A 16,164-nucleotide genomic window follows, 5' to 3' on the forward strand; every position below is an offset into this window, starting at 1 on the left:
CGCGTTAACTCGGATATCCTAAAATGTAGATGACAGGAGAAGAGGACGTGCGGTTATGGAGCAGTATGACAGCCTAATTGTGGGCGGAGGCATTGCTGGACTTCAAGCGGCCATTCAATTAGGAAGATATGAGCATCGTGTGCTTGTTATAGACGCCGGCTATGGCCGGTCTACACTATGTAAAAGCTATCATAACCTATTGGGGTGGCCAGATGGTGTATCGGGGGAAGAGCTTCGCCGGTTAGGAAGGCTTCAAGCTGAGAAGCTGGGTGTAAGCTTCGTCAAAGATGAAGTTGTGCAAGCTGTAAATAAAGGTAAACCTGGGGACGGATTTGAGCTGTGGGGGAAGTCGGGTATGGGATATGAAGCCCCAACTTTACTCTTGGCTACAGGACTTCTGGACCGTATTCCCGAGCTGCCCAAGCTGAAAGACTGTCTAGGGTTGACTGTTTACGTCTGTCCAGATTGCGATGGCTATGAGATTAAAAGCAAACAGACCATCGTGATGGGATCTGGTGATTCCGGAGCGGGAATGGCCTTGACGCTTAGTTCTCGTACGGACAGGCTGACCTATGTGAATCACCAGCAAAGGGCTGTGAGCAGCGAGCTTTTAGCTAAGTTGAAGGAAAAAAGAATTACCTATGTCGCGGAAGATATTCTAGAGGTGATGGCTGAAACTAATGGGTTATTTCGCGGGATCGTTTTGGCAAATGGGGAGCGAATCGGTGCGGAGCGCGGGTTCATAGCCTTCGGCGGGAATGAAGTGAAGTCGGATTTGGCACGGCAGTTAGGCGCTGAGCGAATGGAGAATCGCCACATTGTAACGGATGCCCGCAGTAAAATGACAAGTGTGCCTTTTGTGTGGGCAGCTGGGGACGTTGGTGTCCACGCGGAGCAAGTGACCATTGCCATGGGAGAAGGGGCGCAGGCGGCGATTTGGATAAACAAAGCGCTGTTGATGTTGAAGGAAGAAGCGAACATACATCGGGTTGTAGTTCGCTCTTAAGAGTTTAGCGTAGATAGGTGAGTAGATGAGTAGGACGTCTCCGCCCCTGGAAAAGTAGTTACAACATGGGCATACTCCGCTAATGCCTGCTCCCCCAGTGGGGTAATATGATAAATGCCGCGGCTTTGGCGTATGAACCAGCGGTAGTAGTTTTTTTGAAGAAGAGAGCTCACGGCTTTATTGCTCGTGAATTCGCGAAGCTGCCGAGGACTGAGTGGTCCGTGTTGACGCATTAGGTAGGCGCAATGAAGCGATTTCTCACGGTAGGCGGTCATGAGCTTCTGCTGAGAGCTGCCTCCGACATTGTAGTCCCCACTGCGTTCATGAAATTCATTGACGACTTTCAAGGCTGCCCTTTTATTTGGGCGCAATAGATAGGGAGTAGGCTCGCAGACGAGATCCACTGCGGGCTGTTTGCGTTTGAAAAATTGAACCGTCAGGACACCTAGGCCGAGCATCCGGCATAAACGTCGAATCTCTTCCCATTGCAGTCGATGCGGCGCTCGTCCTTTATTGGGAAGCTGGAAAGCGACATAGACCTGATCCGTCAGCCGCAGACGATCGATGCCTTGCACGAGGAGCGGAATATTGAAGCTTTTTTTCAATTCGACAATGATGGGCGGCTCATCACCGCGAATGGCAACTAAGTCGCAATGCTTAATCTCTGCACGAACGGTGTATCCCCGCTGCTCGAAATATTGTTTAATCGGAGCGTAAAGCTCCGTTTCTGTTTGGATAGGCATGAGGTTAATGAACTCCTCTCTAGTTACAAGAATTGCAGCCAGAATGTGTTCCATTATAGCATAGCTTTTGCTAGAATAGGGGAAGAATTACTTGTACGTACATGTTGATGCGAGTAGAGCAGCGGGACCGAGGAGGACGAGTGTGATGAGTGAGATTTTAGATGCTTGGCTGGGATGCAGCTTCGAGTGTGTATGTGGTCAACGGCATGAAGTGGGGATTCGGCGCATCGTCATTGAACGGGATGCGCTGGCGCAGGTAGCCGGGTATGTGAAGGAAGCCGGCTATGGGGAAGTGACGCTTGTCGCGGACGGAAGGACGTATCAAGCGGCTGGAGAGAAGCTGCGCGAGCTGCTGGAAACCGCGCAGGTGAAGGTAAGCATCAGCGTGATTCGTGAGAACGCGATGGGGGAAGTGGCAGCCGATGAAGAAGCGATTGTCCAGGTGATGCTGGACACGCCGCTTTCATCGAAGGTGTTGGTGGCCGTGGGCGCGGGCACCGTCCACGATATCGTGCGCTTCGTAGCGCATCGCACGAAGCGTCCGTTCTTGTCTGTGCCGACGGCGGCGTCCGTTGACGGCTTCGCGTCAGTAGGCGCGCCGCTCATCGTGCGCGGCTTCAAGATGACGATCCCGGCCTGCGCGCCGGAGGCCATCTTCGCCGACCTCGCCGTGCTGGCGAAGTCGCCGCAGGCGATGATCGCGGCCGGCCTCGGCGACATGCTCGGCAAGCACACGTCGCTAGCCGACTGGTCGCTTGGCCGCGTGCTGCTCGGCGAGCACTACTGCGAGCTGAGCGCTCGGTTGACGCTGGAGGCCGTGGAGCTCTGCACGGCTCATTTGGACGAGATCGCGCAGCGCACGGATCTCGGCTTGCTCCGGCTCATGGAAGGCCTGATCCTATCAGGCCTTTCCATGCTCTTGGTCGGCCACTCGCGGCCGGCCTCCGGGGCTGAGCACCATCTCTCCCACTATTGGGAGATGGTGCTTCTGCAGCAGCGCCGTCGGGCGCTGCTGCACGGCGCGAAGGTCGGCGTCGCGACCGTGCTCATGGCGCAGCGCTATGAGGCGCTGCGGGGGCTCACGGCCGACGAGGCCGCTGCGCGCCTAGCGCAAGGCCATGTCCCCAGCGAGCTTACGGATGCGCAGCGCATCCGGCAGGTCTATGGGGACATGGCCGAGCAGGTCATCGCCGAGAATTTCCCGGCGAATGGCACGGCTGCCCCTGCGCACGCACTGAAGGCGCGCATCGCGGAGAAGTGGGGCGATGTGCAAGCCATCGCCCGAGCGGTCCCTGCAGCGGCGCAGCTCATCGCATGGCTCGAGGCCGTGCAGGGACCGGTAACGCCGGAGCAGCTCGGTGTGGAGCCGGAGCTGGTGGAGGCGTCCCTGCAGGATGCGCTTTTCGTACGCAACCGTTTCACGATCCTGCGTTTACAGCGTTTGCTGTAGACGTTTTATCTTTAAATAAGGCTGTCCCTCAAGGAGATAGATTAACTTGAGGGGCAGCCTTTTTGCTCATCCGATTAGATTATCAGGACGAAAACTGCAACTCCATTGGAGCAAATCCAATCAAATCTCTGAAGCCCCCTAATTAGATTGGAGTCATCAATATGCAATAAGGTACAATATTGGTGAGGGGGAATGAGACGTATGAAAAGCAATATCCTATATGATGAGCAACGAATCAAGGTAGCTCAAGAGGCACTTAGTGGAACGAAGTTATCTTATCTTGCACGTAAATATTCAGTGTCTCCTAGCACGATCACGAACTGGGTTAAGTTCTACAAAGAAAGATTTGGTGAGGAATCCCTTCCTTCTGTGAGTGAGTGGATACGAGAGATATTCCTTACTATGAAAGCCTTCACGGCGTTCAAAAGTGGTGGAGCGCCATGCCGGAATATCGTCCGGCGTTCGTTCCTGCGGCTGCCAAGGAACCGATGTATTCGACCTGGTACAGTATGCATCAGAATGTAATAGACACACATATCGAAGAACAGTGTTGTTTGGCCAAGAAGTTGGGGATGGAAGCCGTCATTGTGGACGATGGCTGGCAGACGGAAGATAACCGCAGGGGGTATGCGTACTGTGGCGATTGGGAGACTTATGACGGCAAATTCCCCGATATGAAGCGGCATGTTGATGCAGTTCATGAGCTAGGCATGAAGTTTATCCTTTGGTACTCGGTACCTTTTATCGGTAAATACAGTAAGGTGTGGGATCGATTCAAAGATAAGATTCTGCGATTTAATGAAAATCATGGGGCAGCCGTGCTCGATCCGAGATACCCTGATGTTCGAGAGTATATCATAAATAAATATGAAGAAGCGGTGAAAGAATGGGGCTTGGACGGCTTCAAGCTAGATTTCATTGATACGTTCTACTCGCCTGAACAGCAGCTTCCATCAACAACCCCCGGCAAGGATTATGAGTCCATACCGGCAGCCGTTGACCGCCTATTGACTGACTCCATAGGTAGATTGAGAGAATTGAATACTGATATCATGATCGAGTTCCGTCAGATGTACATAGGTCCTGCTATGCGCAAATACGGCAATATGTTCCGTGCAGCCGATTGTCCGAATGACAGCATCCAGAATCGTGTGCGCACCTTAGACATTAGGCTGACTTGCGGAGATACGGCGACTCATGCCGATATGATCATGTGGCACCCGGAGGAACCCGTGGAAAGCGCCGCCTTACAGTTGATTAACTGTCTATTTTCGGTGCCTCAGGTATCCGTCCTCCTGGATAAGCTGCCTTCCAACCATTTGACGATGCTAGAATACTGGCTTTCATTCTGGAAAGAGAACCGTGATTTGTTATTAGACGGTCGTATTGAGCCTTTGAATCCGGAGCTGTTGTATCCGATAGTCAGAGCAGTTAAAGAAGATAGAGGGATTGTTGTCGCTTATCATGAGCAATTAGTACCTATTGACGCAGGAACACCTGTGTCACAATGGATCGTTGTCAACGGCAGAAGGCAGGATGGACTCTATCTAGAGGTTACCGGTGAGGTTGGAACAGCGAAGGTGATTATTAAAAATTGCTGCGGAGACATTGTCGAGGAGCTGTCTGCCATGCTGACGACAGGCATTCATAAGCTTGATATTCCGGCTTCGGGCTTAGCAACCATCTTTATCCAATAGAACTTAAGGTAAGCACACTGGGAGGATCATCGAACCACCATTTTGTCGGTGGTTTTTTTGTTATGAATAAAGGGTAGTTAAGGGACATCATAAAAAATCACAACCCAGCGGAAGTTATCCCATGGAACAGATACAGCAACCATTGTACCATCAGGACATAGTTGTGATAGGAGGAGGAAAAGGAATGAATATGGAGATGAAGCACGGTAAGGAAGCGTTTGAGGAACGTATCATGCAGCTGCCTGTTTTGGATACGCACACCCATCTTGTAGGGGATCGTCTCTGTGCAAGCGACTTCTGGGAGATTGCGCATTATTTCTGGTTGTTTCGCGAGCTGCAGGCTGCGGGTTATCCGGCGAATGCCATGGAGCTCCCAGAGGATATACGAATCGCTGCCTTTTTGGAAGCGTACCATGGATCAAGAAACACGATGATGAATGTGGTGTTGACCCAAATTTTCAAAAATCTATATGGCATTGTGATCAGCGACGCTGCCTCGGTACTGAAAGCCGACGCTGCTGTCAAACAGACCGCGCAAAGTGCCACATGGGCGCAAGAAGTCGCGGACCGTATGAACGTTAGCAGGTTCGTTGTAAATATACCCGAGCATGCGGAGTTCCAAGGCATGCGAGAAAATGCCATACTGATCCCGCGAATCGACGGGAAATTGGGCGGGTGGGTCAAAGAAGTTGAGCTGTCGCATGACCCGGCTGCAGCATTCGCTCAATCGCGTGAAAAGCTTACGCAACTACTCGACGAGTTCAAGGAAGCCGGTTATCTTGGCATCATGACCACATTGCCGAGCTATGAAGCCAGGGCGAACCGCAAGGTTGTGATCGGGCAAGGCAGCACTAAGGATGAGATCTTAATGATGCTACTGCACGAATTAGGTGCCGCTGCTGAGCAGAGGGGACTTCTCATTCAGTTGTTTCTCGGCGTGGAACGTTCCTGGTGTGGAACAGCCACCCCGGTCAATGACCCGGCCCGTATCTTGAAGCTGTCTGCTTTGTTTGAAGCTTATGCCTGTACCTTCGAGCTTGTGGTGGCCTCGGAGCTTAACAATCTGGATATTGTGCAAGCGGCATGGAATTTTCCGAATGTTCATGTGGGCGGACATTGGTGGTTTAATTTTCGGGCAAGTACATACCGAGACAGCATGCAATACCGGTTAGAAGCGCTTCCAGCGATCAAAAGCTCGCTTATCGTATCCGATGCCCGCTGTATGGAGTGGAGCTACGGCAAGATTTTACTTGTCAAACGGATTGTGAGCGATTTCCTGTGGGGGCAGGTCGAAGCAGGTTGGATCGATCATGACACGGCCATTTTTGTTGCGGAGAATTGGCTGTACGGAAGTGCAGCGAAGCGCTATGGCATCACTCGTTGATTCTGATTTTCCAATCGTAAAAAAACACAATCCTCTATAAGTTTCACCATCGCTACCCCCGGACAACCCTAGTAAGATGAAGAAGTCAAATTGATGCAGCATGCAAGAAGGGGAGGACAACATGGCCAGTAAAATTCAGCCATCCGATCGAACGGTTTACGATTTCACATCTCAGAGTCAGAAATGGGCTTTTATACGAAAACATTGGCCGATTTATGTGATCTCATTACCGGGAATTATTTATTTCTTACTTTTTAAATATATCCCGTTATTCGGTTCCGTCATTGCGTTTCAAAACTACAACATTTTCAAAGGAATTAAAGGAAGCAAATGGGTAGGCTTAGAAAATTTCCAACGCATGTTCGCGTATACGGATTTCCTTCAGATATTGAAAAATACGATATTAATCGGTATTTACGATATGTTCTTCGCTTTTCCGATACCGATCATTTTGGCTCTTCTCATCAATGAAGTGCGCGTTATGATGTATAAGCGAATTGTTCAAACCGTGGTTTATATGCCGCATTTCCTGTCATGGGTTATCGTCGGCGGAGTTGTCGTAGGAGTTTTATCGCCTTCCACGGGAATCGTCAATCATTTGCTGTCCTTATTTGGAGTAGAACCTATTTATTTCTTAGGGGAATATACGTATATTCGGACCATTCTAATCAGTTCTGGGGTGTGGAAGGATAGCGGTTGGGGGACCATCATCTATTTAGCCGCAATTGCTGGCATCAATCCCGATCTGTATGAAGCTGCACAAATTGATGGAGCCAGCCGGATTCGTCAAGTGTTTTCCATCTCAATTCCAAGTATTTTACCTACGATTGTTATTTTATTTCTGCTTCATATTGGGAATTTTCTCGATTTCGGCTTCGAACGCGTCTTTGTATTTCTTAACCCGCTTAACAATGAAAATGGGGAGATTATCGATACGTTTGTGTATCGGGCAGGTCTTGTTGATCGGCAATATAGTTACACGACCGCTATCGGGTTATTTAAGTCGGTTGTGGGTCTTATGTTAATCATGATCAGCAATATGTTTAGTAAAAAGATGACCGGGGAAGGTTTGTATTGATACGGAAGGAGACCGGAGGTGAATCGCTATGATTATGACAAGAGGCCATAAAATTTTTAATGTATTCAATATCATTTTGTTAGGTATGATCGGACTCAGCATGGTGCTTCCGCTTATTCACATTATTGCACAGTCATTAAGTAATAACGTTGCCATTAATGCAGGTAAAGTATCGTTGTGGCCTGTTGGCTTCACACTGGGCAGCTATAGACTTATTTTACAGGATCCGACGATATGGATTGGGTTTCGAAATAGTGTCATTATTACGGTTTTTGGAACCTTGATCAACCTGTTTATGACAACAACATTAGCTTATCCTTTATCCAGACCTGAATATTTGTTCCGTAAATCCATTCTGGTGATGGTGCTGTTTACCCTTATTTTCAGCGCACCGTTAATTCCGAATTATTTGTTGGTGAAACAGTTAGGGCTTCTTAATACGCTTTGGGCTTTAATGCTTCCTATGGCGATTAGCGCTTTTAATTTATTCGTTATGCGTTCATTCTTCCTGAACTTACCGACGGAGCTGCTGGATTCGGCAAGAATTGACGGGTGTGGCGAGTTTCGGATATTGTGGAATATTGTACTCCCACTTTCTAAGCCTGCTATGGCTACGATGGGTATCATGTATGCGGTGGGTCATTGGAACCGTTATGCCGAGGCCGTGTTTTATATCGATCATCGCAATTGGATTCCGCTTCAAGTGCGGCTAAGAGAAATTGTATTTACAGACCAGATGGGGCAATCCGATGTATCATCGGAATTAATGATGTTACTATCACCGGAAGGGATTAAGATGGCGGTCATTGTCGTGGCTACGATCCCGATCCTTTGTGTGTATCCGTTCCTGCAAAAGCACTTTATCCAAGGGATGATGGTGGGTTCAGTGAAATCCTAATATTTTCAATTGGAAAGAAGGGGTTCTTTTGAAAAAAGTTGCAAGTGTCGCACTCGTCGCTGTATTGTCTGTTGGTACTTTAGCGGGCTGTTCAACGGGAAAAACCGATCAGTCACAAGCAACGCCGTCATCAGTCACAACAGCGGCAAAAAAGGCACCGACCCAGTTTTCTATTTCATATCCGACCACGACGAACACTGGATACCACACGCGTGTTGACATTAACAATGACAAATGGGTAAAGAAATTGGAAGAGCTGACGAATACCGATCTTACACTTAGAGTAACGGAAGTAAGCAAGATGGGTGTTTTGTTCGCGAGCAATGACATTCCAGATGTGGTTGGCAGCTTGGGCACAGCAACAGACAAAGCGATGTCAGGTTCCGTAGAAGCTGGAATGTTCTTGCCACTGGATGACTTGCTGAAACAGAATGCCCCTAATTTAATGAAAACAGTACCAAAAGAAGCATGGGACGCCGTCTCCTATAATGGGAAGATTTATGGAATCCCCAACTGGTTAGAGAATCCTTCCAGACGGGCTACATTTATTCGTACCGATCTGCTTGAAAAGGCAGGCTTACAGCCACCTAAAACAATCGATGAATTCCTGAACGTTCTCCGGAAGTTTAAGGCAATGGGCGTTAAATATCCCTACGGTGCGCGTGAAAATTTGAAATATGCCGACACTGTTCTGGGTGCATTTGATGTGCTGCCTTATAAAGAACAATTCGAGGTTGTAAATGGTCAAGTTGTGCCGAAGTTTTTTGATGTGGACAATATGACGAAAGCGCTTAACGTGATCAAGACCATGTTTGATGAAGGTTTGATGGCCAAAGAGTTCGCGACGACGACTTCGACCGATTGGTTGAAAAATATCCGCTCCGGCGATGTTGGTATCTGGTCCTCCAACTTAGTCAGCTTGAATGACTTTCGGACGAACGTTCCGAATGCGGTGAAAGATGCGAAGATTGATGTTATCACTTCGCCGAAGGGACCGGATGGCAAAGGCGGTTATCTGATGTACCAGCCAGTGATTGGTGCTCATTATATCAATAGAAACGTGAAGCCCGAAACGGCCGCAGAAATCGTTAAATATTTCGACTGGATGACGTCAGAGGAAGCATTCAAGTTCTTTACCTTCGGTATCGAAGGCGATACGTATACGGTCGTTGATGGCAAAGTGAAGTATAAAGAGCCGACCAACAAAGAAGAACAAGAGGAGCAGGATCACCGTGGTACGCTGCATTCCTCCCATGAAAGTACGGTTAACCGTCTGAAAATGCAAACGGATCCTAACGGACCCTACATTTTGAATGCTTTTGACAATATTTTAGCCAAAGAAGGCTTATCGGGTATTGGCTTTTCTCCTAATCTAGAGGCCGATGCCAAGTACCCCGATGCCGCTTCCCCAGCTTCTGATGCTGCGCCGAAGATTATTATGGATCATATGATTAAAATGATTTACGGCAAGGAACCGATTTCCGACTGGCCGAAAGTCATTGAAGAATATAAAACCAAAGGCGGCAACGAGATCATTAAAGAAGCGACGGACCGTTATAACAATAAAAAAGGCGTGCTTTTTCTGGGTAAGAAACAGTGATAGAAATTGATATGAAACTGCTCTGTGTGTGGGCAGTTTTTTGTTTTTTGTGGGTTTGGTTATAAGTCTAGCCCGATCTTAAGCCCAAGGCCAAGCCCCCCAACCGTAAACCGCTCAACCGTCCATTTCGAATCGACTTTCCAAAAAAGACAAAATAGCGCCCTCGCATTCAACTTTATACTAAACACTCCAGTCACCATATACTTAGCGAAACGTAGAGTGCGCTAAAACGTTTATTTTTAATCGTATAAAATGACAGGGCGTCTTAAATTTATACATACAGGAAACGCCAGCTTTTCGTTATGATACATACAGAGATGTGAAACCGCTTGCACTTTGAATGGAAAGAAGGGGTGTTATATGAAAAAAACAATCAGTCTTACCCTGGCTGTCGTGTTGACAGCTTCATCTTTAACCGCATGTTCTTCGGATGGAAAGGTAGCGGGAAATGGTTCACCACAGCCATCGAGTAACGTGAAGAAAGCACCAGTGAAATTCTCCATGCTCTATCCAACGACGGTCAGTACGGGATATCATACCCGGGTACCTGATTTGAATAAGGATAAATGGATATTGAAGCTGGAAGAGTTAACGAATACGGATGTGGACGTCAAGGTTGTGGAGGATGCCAAATTCGGCGTTATGTTCGCAAGTAACGATATTCCCGACGTCGTTGGCAGTATCGGCGGTCCTGGCAGTAAGTCGATGTCCGGTTCTGTAGAGAACGGTGTTTTCATGCCGCTCAACGAGCTTTTGAAGCAAAATGGGCCGAATTTGTTAAAAGTGGTTCCCAAAGCAGCCTGGGATAGTGTTTCGTATGAAGGGAAGATTTATGGCGTTCCTGAATTTTTGAGCAATCCATCCCGTCGTTCCACGTACATTCGTACGGATTTGCTGGAGAAGGCCGGGCTTCAACCTCCTAAAACCGTAGATGAATTTCTGAATGTGCTGCGGGCATTTAAGAAGATGGGTGTAGAGAATCCCTATCAAATGAGGGAAAACTTCAAGTATGCGGACATTATCCTAGGAGCTTACGATGTTTTGCCTTATAAGGATCAATTTGAGCTGGTAAATGGTCAAGTTGTCCCGAAATTTTTCGATGTAGAAAATGTGCAGAAAGCACTCACTACGTACAAAACAATGTATGACGAAGGTTTGATTCCAAAGGAATTCGCAACCATCACTTCGACCGATTTTACGAAAAGTATTGAGTCGGGCAAAGCGGGAATCTGGTCGCAAAATGCTTCTGGATTACCAGGTTACCGTACGAAGGCTCAACAAGCTGTTCCAGGAGCAAAAATTGATATTATTCCTTCACCTAAAGGACCGGAAGGAAAAGGCGGATATTTCTATTATGCACCTGTCATTCGTACCTTCTTCATTAATAAAAATGTGAAACCAGATACGGCTGCGGGAATTATTAAAATGTTTGATTGGATGGTTTCTCCGGAAGCTGAAACTTTCTTTACCTTCGGAATTGAAGGAGATACCTACACGAAGGATAGCAGCGGCAAAATTACTTATAAATTCCCAACGACGAAGGAAGAAACAGATGAAGAAGGGTTCCGCAGCGGAACGATGTGGGCGGTGCATGACTCCACTTACAATAAACCAAGATTGCTCCTGAACGAAGATGGAAAAGCGACCTTGAAAGCATTCGATGAGGTTCTATCGAAGGAAGGGTTGTCCGGTATCGGATTTTACCCTGATTTGAGCAGCTTCGCCAAATTTCCGGATCTTGCAGCTCCTCAGCCTGACGTAGGCCCGAAAATCATTATCGATCACATGATCAAAATGATTTACGGCAAAGAGCCAATCTCCGATTGGCCAAAGGTGATCGAAGAGTATAAAGCCAAAGGCGGCAACGAGATTATTAAAGAAGCGACCGATCGCTGGAACAAGAAGCAAGGCGCGATTATGATCGATACGAAATAAACGGTTTTTCAAAAGAGGCATCCCTCACGCAGAAGTATTCAGCGGAGGGATGTTTTTCATATGCTAAATCGTAAAAAAACACATGTTATCTTAAGTTTGTCCGTTCTACTAGAGTGAATAATCTCCTATAATGAAGGCAACAAAACGATGGAGAGGTGAGTGTCTGAATGCAAAGTATCGCAGAACGTATGCTGCCCGCGCCCCGCGAAGGCGGATTTCGAATGGAAGGTTATTGGGTATGGTGCGGTTCGGTTATTCGGGGAGAGGATGACCGCTATCATATGTTTGCTTCTCGTTGGCCCAAATCGCTGCCCATGCATCCTGGTTGGCTGGTTGCTTCGGAAATTGTGAGAGCGGTTTCGGATACTCCGGAAGGACCATATTTCTTTCAAGAGGTCGTTCTGCCAGCTAGAGGAGCCCAGTATTGGGACGGGCGCAGCACACATAATCCACATATCACCAAATTCGGAGATAAGTATCTTCTCTACTATATGGGTTCTATGCACCCGCTGCCTGATGTGGTCGCCGGTGATGGATTCGGGTTGGAAGATCCGCGATGCATTGTAGCACGTTCTAATAAACGAGTGGGTCTCGCTATGGCAAACAGTGTTTTCGGACCTTGGGAAAGAAGCGAGAAACCGATACTCCCCGTGCGCCCAAACCGGTTCGACAGCTATTTGACCTCCAATCCGGCACCTTGCTTACAGGAAGACGGTTCCGTGCTGCTTGTATACAAAGCTCGTCAATACGAGGGTAATGTTCATGGGAAAATGACGATCGGGGCAGCTGCAGCGGATAGCTATCAGGGACCCTATCGCGTATTAACAGAAGAGCCCATTTTTCCGCCAAATCAATTTCATATTGAGGATCCATTCATTTGGAAGACGCCGGAAGGGTATGAGCTGTTAGCCAAGGATATGGAGGGGACGCTTTGCGGGGAAAGACATGGAGGCATTCATGCTGTTTCTCCAGATGGGTTGAATTGGCAATTGTCTAAGACGCCAAAGGCATATTCACGCACGGTTCTTTGGGATGATGGAACGGAGCAGACGATGGGCAATCTTGAACGGCCATTTCTGTTATTTCATGACGGGAAACCGACTCACCTGTTCGCAGCAGTTGCCGATGGACCCGGGGGATTTCGCAACGCAGAGAACACTTGGAATATGGTTATTCCATTGAAGCCTTAGGGAGGTTAATTTACATATGAAAGCTATACTGGTTGGTTTGGGATCTGCGGGGTTCAGTTGGTATAAACGTCTAAGAGATCAAGGATTATTAGCAGCCGTTGTTGAGGTGGATATGGCCATGAAAGAGAAGATGATGGATGATCCGTTCCCCTTTTACACCTCATTAGATGAAGCTTTGCAAAACGAGCAGGCGGATTTTCTCGTCAATGTGACCTCGCCGATGATGCACACAGCTGTGAACCATGCGGCGTTTGACCGTAAGCTGGCTGTTTTGTGTGAAAAACCGATTTCCTTTGATTATGAGGAATCCATCGAGGTCGTAGCTCGAGCTGCACGGGAAAACATTCCTTTTATGATCGCAGAAAATTACCGCAGGATGCCTTATATTCGTAAAATGAAACAGCTTTTGGACGAAGGTGCGATTGGCAGCATTTCTACTTTGGATATACAGTTCTACAGGTACCACCATGTGCAGCGGAGATATACCGTTAGTATCCTGGATGACATTGGGGTACATCACTTTGATATGATCCGTTATTTTACCGGAAGAGAAGGAAAATCGGTCCAGGCCAAGCTGTACAATCCAATTGGCGCCTGGGAAGAGGAAGGGGCTATTATCAATGCTTATGCCTTCCTTGAAATGGATAATGGGATCACAGCTGCCTACAATGCTTCCATCGCTGCAAGAGGGACAGAAACACCGTGGACAGGCAATTGGAGAATTGAAGGAACCAAAGGTGCTATGGAAGTCATCGATAAAGAAATCCGCTTAATTCGGGACGGAGAAGTCTTGCTCGTCGATGATATTAGCGGAGTGGATCAAACGGATACACTGGCTGAGTTTTTGTCATCGCTTCAGGAGGGCCGGGAAGCGGAAACAAGCGGCAGGGACTATTTGAAAACCCAAGCGCTTGTTCATTACACGAAGCTGGCAAGCGAATCCGGTCAGACGAAGGCCATTAAGGTTCCAACTCTATAGATGAATGGGGGAATTAGCATGCAAATAACGAACTGGCGACCATCAGCGCCTGGCGTATGGCGCCTTACGATCGGAGAACCGCAAGGAATTACTCCGCTATCCTTGATGGGCGTTTCGCCGAAAGCCGAGGCTCTGCAGCATATGCCGCAGGTACAGCCGCCTTTTGCCTGGGAAAGTGTTCAGCTTGAGGAAGCAAGTGGCTGTCTTATTCTATCTATTCCGCTTGATCGTACAGAAAAGCTGTATGGTACTGGCTTGCAATTATTAAGAATGAATCAACGGGGAAGAAACCGATACTTGCGTGTGAATAGCGATCCCAAGCAGGATACGGGCGAGACGCACGCTCCCGTGCCTTTTTACGTAAGCGATCTCGGGTACGGCGTTTTGGTAGATACCTCACGGATTGTGACAATGTATTGCGGGTCAACGATGAGGCAGGAGGAAACGCAAAGCGAGGATATTCGTGATCGCAACACCGATAAGGAATGGAAAGCAACACTAGTTGCATCGCGGGTGGAGATCCGGCTTCCTGTTGAAGGTGCAGATGTGTATGTATTTGGCGGACCAACCCTTTCGGATGCGGTCGCTAGATATAATTTATTTTGCGGTGGCGGCATACTGCCTCCGAAGTGGGGACTTGGCTTCTGGCACCGTGTTCCGACGCTGTATACGGATCAGCAAGTGCTTGAAGAAGCGGAGCAGTTCCGCCGACACGATATTCCCTGTGATGTGATCGGACTCGAGCCCGGTTGGCACAGCCAAAGCTACCCTGTCAGTTATGAATGGGAAAAGAGCCGATTCCCTGAGCCCGAAAAATTCGTAAAAGCTTTGGACCAAAGCGGTTTTCGAGTGAACCTGTGGGAGCATCCCTTCGTATCGCCCAAGAGTGAGCTTTACGAGGAACTGAAGCCGCTTTCGGGGAGTCATTCGGTATGGGGCGGGCTTGCGCCGGATTATTCGCTGCCAGCAGCAGTGGAGCTTTATAAGAAGCAGCATGAAGAGCAGCATGTCAATATCGGAGTCTCCGGCTATAAGCTGGATGAATGTGACGGCAGTGACTTGACCAACAATTCATGGATGTTTCCGGGACATGCTCAGTTTCCATCCGGTCTGGACGGCGAGCAGATGAGACAAATGTACGGATTGATGTTCCAAAAAATGACGGCTGAGCTGTTCCGCAGCAAAAATCGTAGAACGTACGGGCTTGTTAGAGCTTCGAATGCCGCAGCCTCTACGATGCCTTATGTCCTATATTCGGATCTCTATGATCATAAACAATTTATTCGCGGTCTATGCAGCTCCTCCTTCAGCGGCTTGCTGTGGACACCGGAGGTTCGCAGAGCCCGAAATGCTGAAGATTGGGTACGGCGGATGCAGACGGTATGCTTCTCGCCACTCGCCATGCTGAATGCATGGGGAGATGGAACGAAGCCATGGTCTTTCCCAGAGGTGGAAGGAACAGTCCGTCATTATATCAAGCTGCGGATGGGATTGCTGCCTTATTTATATACGGCTTTCGCCACCTACCGAGAGCAAGGTATTCCTCCTTTTCGGGCAATGCCTTTCGTTATGTCCGCATCAGAAATCGCGGAAGCCGAGGCGCTGTATGCCGAAGCAGCTGAGCAAACCTTGAATACGACAGATGCCGCTTACGGCAAGAAAAAAGTAAGAGAATGGGATGACCAATACATGTTTGGCGATGCATTGTTAGTAGCTCCGCTAGTTGAAGGCGAGTCCGAGCGGGAGGTCCTGCTGCCATCCGGCATCTGGTATGGGTTAGAGACAGGGGAACGCTACACCGGCGGATGTATTATTCGCGTTCAATCAGGCTTGGAGCGAATTCCTGTATTTGTTAGAAACGGGTCCGTCATTCCGATGATGCCTGCGCTGGCGCATGTCCCTCCTTTAGGCACGCGTGTTCCGCTTGAATTGGTTCATTTCGGTGATGGAATGGGTGAAGGCAATCTATACGACGATGACGGGGAATCGTTTGATTATGAACAAGGCAAGTTCGGCTGGTGGAAGGCAGCAGTCACGCAAAATGCAGCTGGTGTCTACTCCGGGGAACTCATAGGGACTGACGGGGAGCCTACATCCTTTAGCTCAGTCACATGGCGTTTCGCACACAAGGGATTCCTTCCGTTGTAGAACCAATTTCCGTGAGTTATCATCATTGTATAGCGATTCCGAGAAACATGAGGGAG

The 16,164-nt window shown here is 48.4% G+C and carries 13 protein-coding genes; 12 read left to right on the forward strand and 1 reads right to left on the reverse strand.

Annotated features, from left to right (window positions below; translation table 11 throughout):
• Positions 1-55: 55 nt before the first annotated feature.
• On the forward strand, positions 56-1,006 hold the full coding sequence (locus G519_RS0123815) for an NAD(P)/FAD-dependent oxidoreductase (protein ID WP_029196831.1): 951 nt from the start codon (positions 56-58) through the stop codon (positions 1,004-1,006).
• Here G519_RS0123815 and G519_RS0123820 read toward each other — a convergent pair.
• Positions 1,003-1,749 carry a DUF2161 domain-containing phosphodiesterase gene (locus G519_RS0123820; protein WP_029196832.1) on the reverse strand — a complete coding sequence of 249 codons (747 nt, stop codon included), beginning with the start codon at positions 1,747-1,749 and terminating at the stop codon, positions 1,003-1,005. The two genes, G519_RS0123815 and G519_RS0123820, sit on opposite strands and share 4 nt — an antisense overlap.
• Before the next feature lie 145 nt (positions 1,750-1,894).
• Here G519_RS0123820 and G519_RS0123825 point away from each other — a divergent pair, with 145 nt between their 5' ends.
• The 11 genes from G519_RS0123825 (at position 1,895) to G519_RS0123870 (ending at position 16,108) form a co-directional block, all read left to right on the forward strand.
• Complete coding sequence (locus tag G519_RS0123825) at positions 1,895-3,199, forward strand: sn-glycerol-1-phosphate dehydrogenase (protein ID WP_029196833.1); 1,305 nt, start codon at positions 1,895-1,897, stop codon at positions 3,197-3,199.
• 201 nt (positions 3,200-3,400) lie between these two features.
• Positions 3,401-3,724, forward strand: coding sequence for a helix-turn-helix domain-containing protein (locus tag G519_RS53645; protein ID WP_161632954.1), 324 nt, complete (start codon positions 3,401-3,403; stop codon positions 3,722-3,724).
• The gene (locus G519_RS44270) at positions 3,640-4,896 is read left to right on the forward strand and encodes a glycoside hydrolase family 36 protein (protein WP_051253629.1); all 1,257 of its coding nucleotides are present in this window, start codon (positions 3,640-3,642) and stop codon (positions 4,894-4,896) included. The genes G519_RS53645 and G519_RS44270 overlap by 85 nt, the downstream gene beginning before the upstream one ends.
• Positions 4,897-5,080: 184 nt before the next feature.
• Positions 5,081-6,280: a hypothetical protein gene (locus tag G519_RS0123835; RefSeq protein ID WP_029196834.1), complete on the forward strand. Its 1,200-nt coding sequence runs from the start codon at positions 5,081-5,083 to the stop codon at positions 6,278-6,280.
• 121 nt (positions 6,281-6,401) lie between these two features.
• The gene (locus G519_RS0123840) at positions 6,402-7,358 is read left to right on the forward strand and encodes an ABC transporter permease (RefSeq protein ID WP_029196835.1); all 957 of its coding nucleotides are present in this window, start codon (positions 6,402-6,404) and stop codon (positions 7,356-7,358) included.
• A gap of 28 nt (positions 7,359-7,386) precedes the next feature.
• Positions 7,387-8,256, forward strand: a complete 870-nt coding sequence (locus G519_RS0123845; RefSeq protein ID WP_029196836.1) for a carbohydrate ABC transporter permease — start codon at positions 7,387-7,389, stop codon at positions 8,254-8,256.
• Between the two features lie 28 nt (positions 8,257-8,284).
• On the forward strand, positions 8,285-9,856 hold the full coding sequence (locus tag G519_RS0123850; RefSeq protein WP_029196837.1) for an extracellular solute-binding protein: 1,572 nt from the start codon (positions 8,285-8,287) through the stop codon (positions 9,854-9,856).
• Between the two features lie 360 nt (positions 9,857-10,216).
• Complete coding sequence (locus tag G519_RS0123855) at positions 10,217-11,791, forward strand: extracellular solute-binding protein (protein ID WP_029196838.1); 1,575 nt, start codon at positions 10,217-10,219, stop codon at positions 11,789-11,791.
• Positions 11,792-11,958: 167 nt separating this feature from the next.
• A complete protein-coding gene (locus G519_RS0123860) occupies positions 11,959-12,981 on the forward strand; it encodes a glycoside hydrolase family protein (RefSeq protein WP_029196839.1) in 1,023 nt (340 codons plus the stop codon).
• Between the two features lie 16 nt (positions 12,982-12,997).
• Positions 12,998-13,960 carry a Gfo/Idh/MocA family protein gene (locus G519_RS0123865; protein ID WP_029196840.1) on the forward strand — a complete coding sequence of 321 codons (963 nt, stop codon included), beginning with the start codon at positions 12,998-13,000 and terminating at the stop codon, positions 13,958-13,960.
• A gap of 18 nt (positions 13,961-13,978) precedes the next feature.
• Entirely contained in the window at positions 13,979-16,108 is a 2,130-nt protein-coding gene (locus G519_RS0123870; protein ID WP_029196841.1) for a TIM-barrel domain-containing protein, read from the forward strand.
• The last annotated feature ends 56 nt before the right edge of the window (positions 16,109-16,164 follow it).

This window comes from Paenibacillus alginolyticus DSM 5050 = NBRC 15375, assembly GCF_000422905.1.
GTDB classification, from domain to species: domain Bacteria; phylum Bacillota; class Bacilli; order Paenibacillales; family NBRC-103111; genus Paenibacillus_E; species Paenibacillus_E alginolyticus.

Bases quoted from the DNA above. Each gene is read 5' to 3' on its own strand.
- G519_RS0123855 (WP_029196838.1), top strand. From the start codon at position 10,217: ATGAAAAAAACAATCAGTCTTACCCTGGCTGTCGTGTTGACAGCTTCA.
- G519_RS0123845 (WP_029196836.1), top strand. From the start codon at position 7,387: ATGATTATGACAAGAGGCCATAAAATTTTTAATGTATTCAATATCATT.
- G519_RS0123825 (WP_029196833.1), top strand. From the start codon at position 1,895: ATGAGTGAGATTTTAGATGCTTGGCTGGGATGCAGCTTCGAGTGTGTA.
- G519_RS0123865 (WP_029196840.1), top strand. From the start codon at position 12,998: ATGAAAGCTATACTGGTTGGTTTGGGATCTGCGGGGTTCAGTTGGTAT.
- G519_RS0123860 (WP_029196839.1), top strand. From the start codon at position 11,959: ATGCAAAGTATCGCAGAACGTATGCTGCCCGCGCCCCGCGAAGGCGGA.
- G519_RS0123835 (WP_029196834.1), top strand. From the start codon at position 5,081: ATGAATATGGAGATGAAGCACGGTAAGGAAGCGTTTGAGGAACGTATC.
- G519_RS0123820 (WP_029196832.1), bottom strand. From the start codon at position 1,749: ATGCCTATCCAAACAGAAACGGAGCTTTACGCTCCGATTAAACAATAT.
- G519_RS53645 (WP_161632954.1), top strand. From the start codon at position 3,401: ATGAAAAGCAATATCCTATATGATGAGCAACGAATCAAGGTAGCTCAA.
- G519_RS0123815 (WP_029196831.1), top strand. From the start codon at position 56: ATGGAGCAGTATGACAGCCTAATTGTGGGCGGAGGCATTGCTGGACTT.
- G519_RS44270 (WP_051253629.1), top strand. From the start codon at position 3,640: ATGCCGGAATATCGTCCGGCGTTCGTTCCTGCGGCTGCCAAGGAACCG.
- G519_RS0123870 (WP_029196841.1), top strand. From the start codon at position 13,979: ATGCAAATAACGAACTGGCGACCATCAGCGCCTGGCGTATGGCGCCTT.
- G519_RS0123840 (WP_029196835.1), top strand. From the start codon at position 6,402: ATGGCCAGTAAAATTCAGCCATCCGATCGAACGGTTTACGATTTCACA.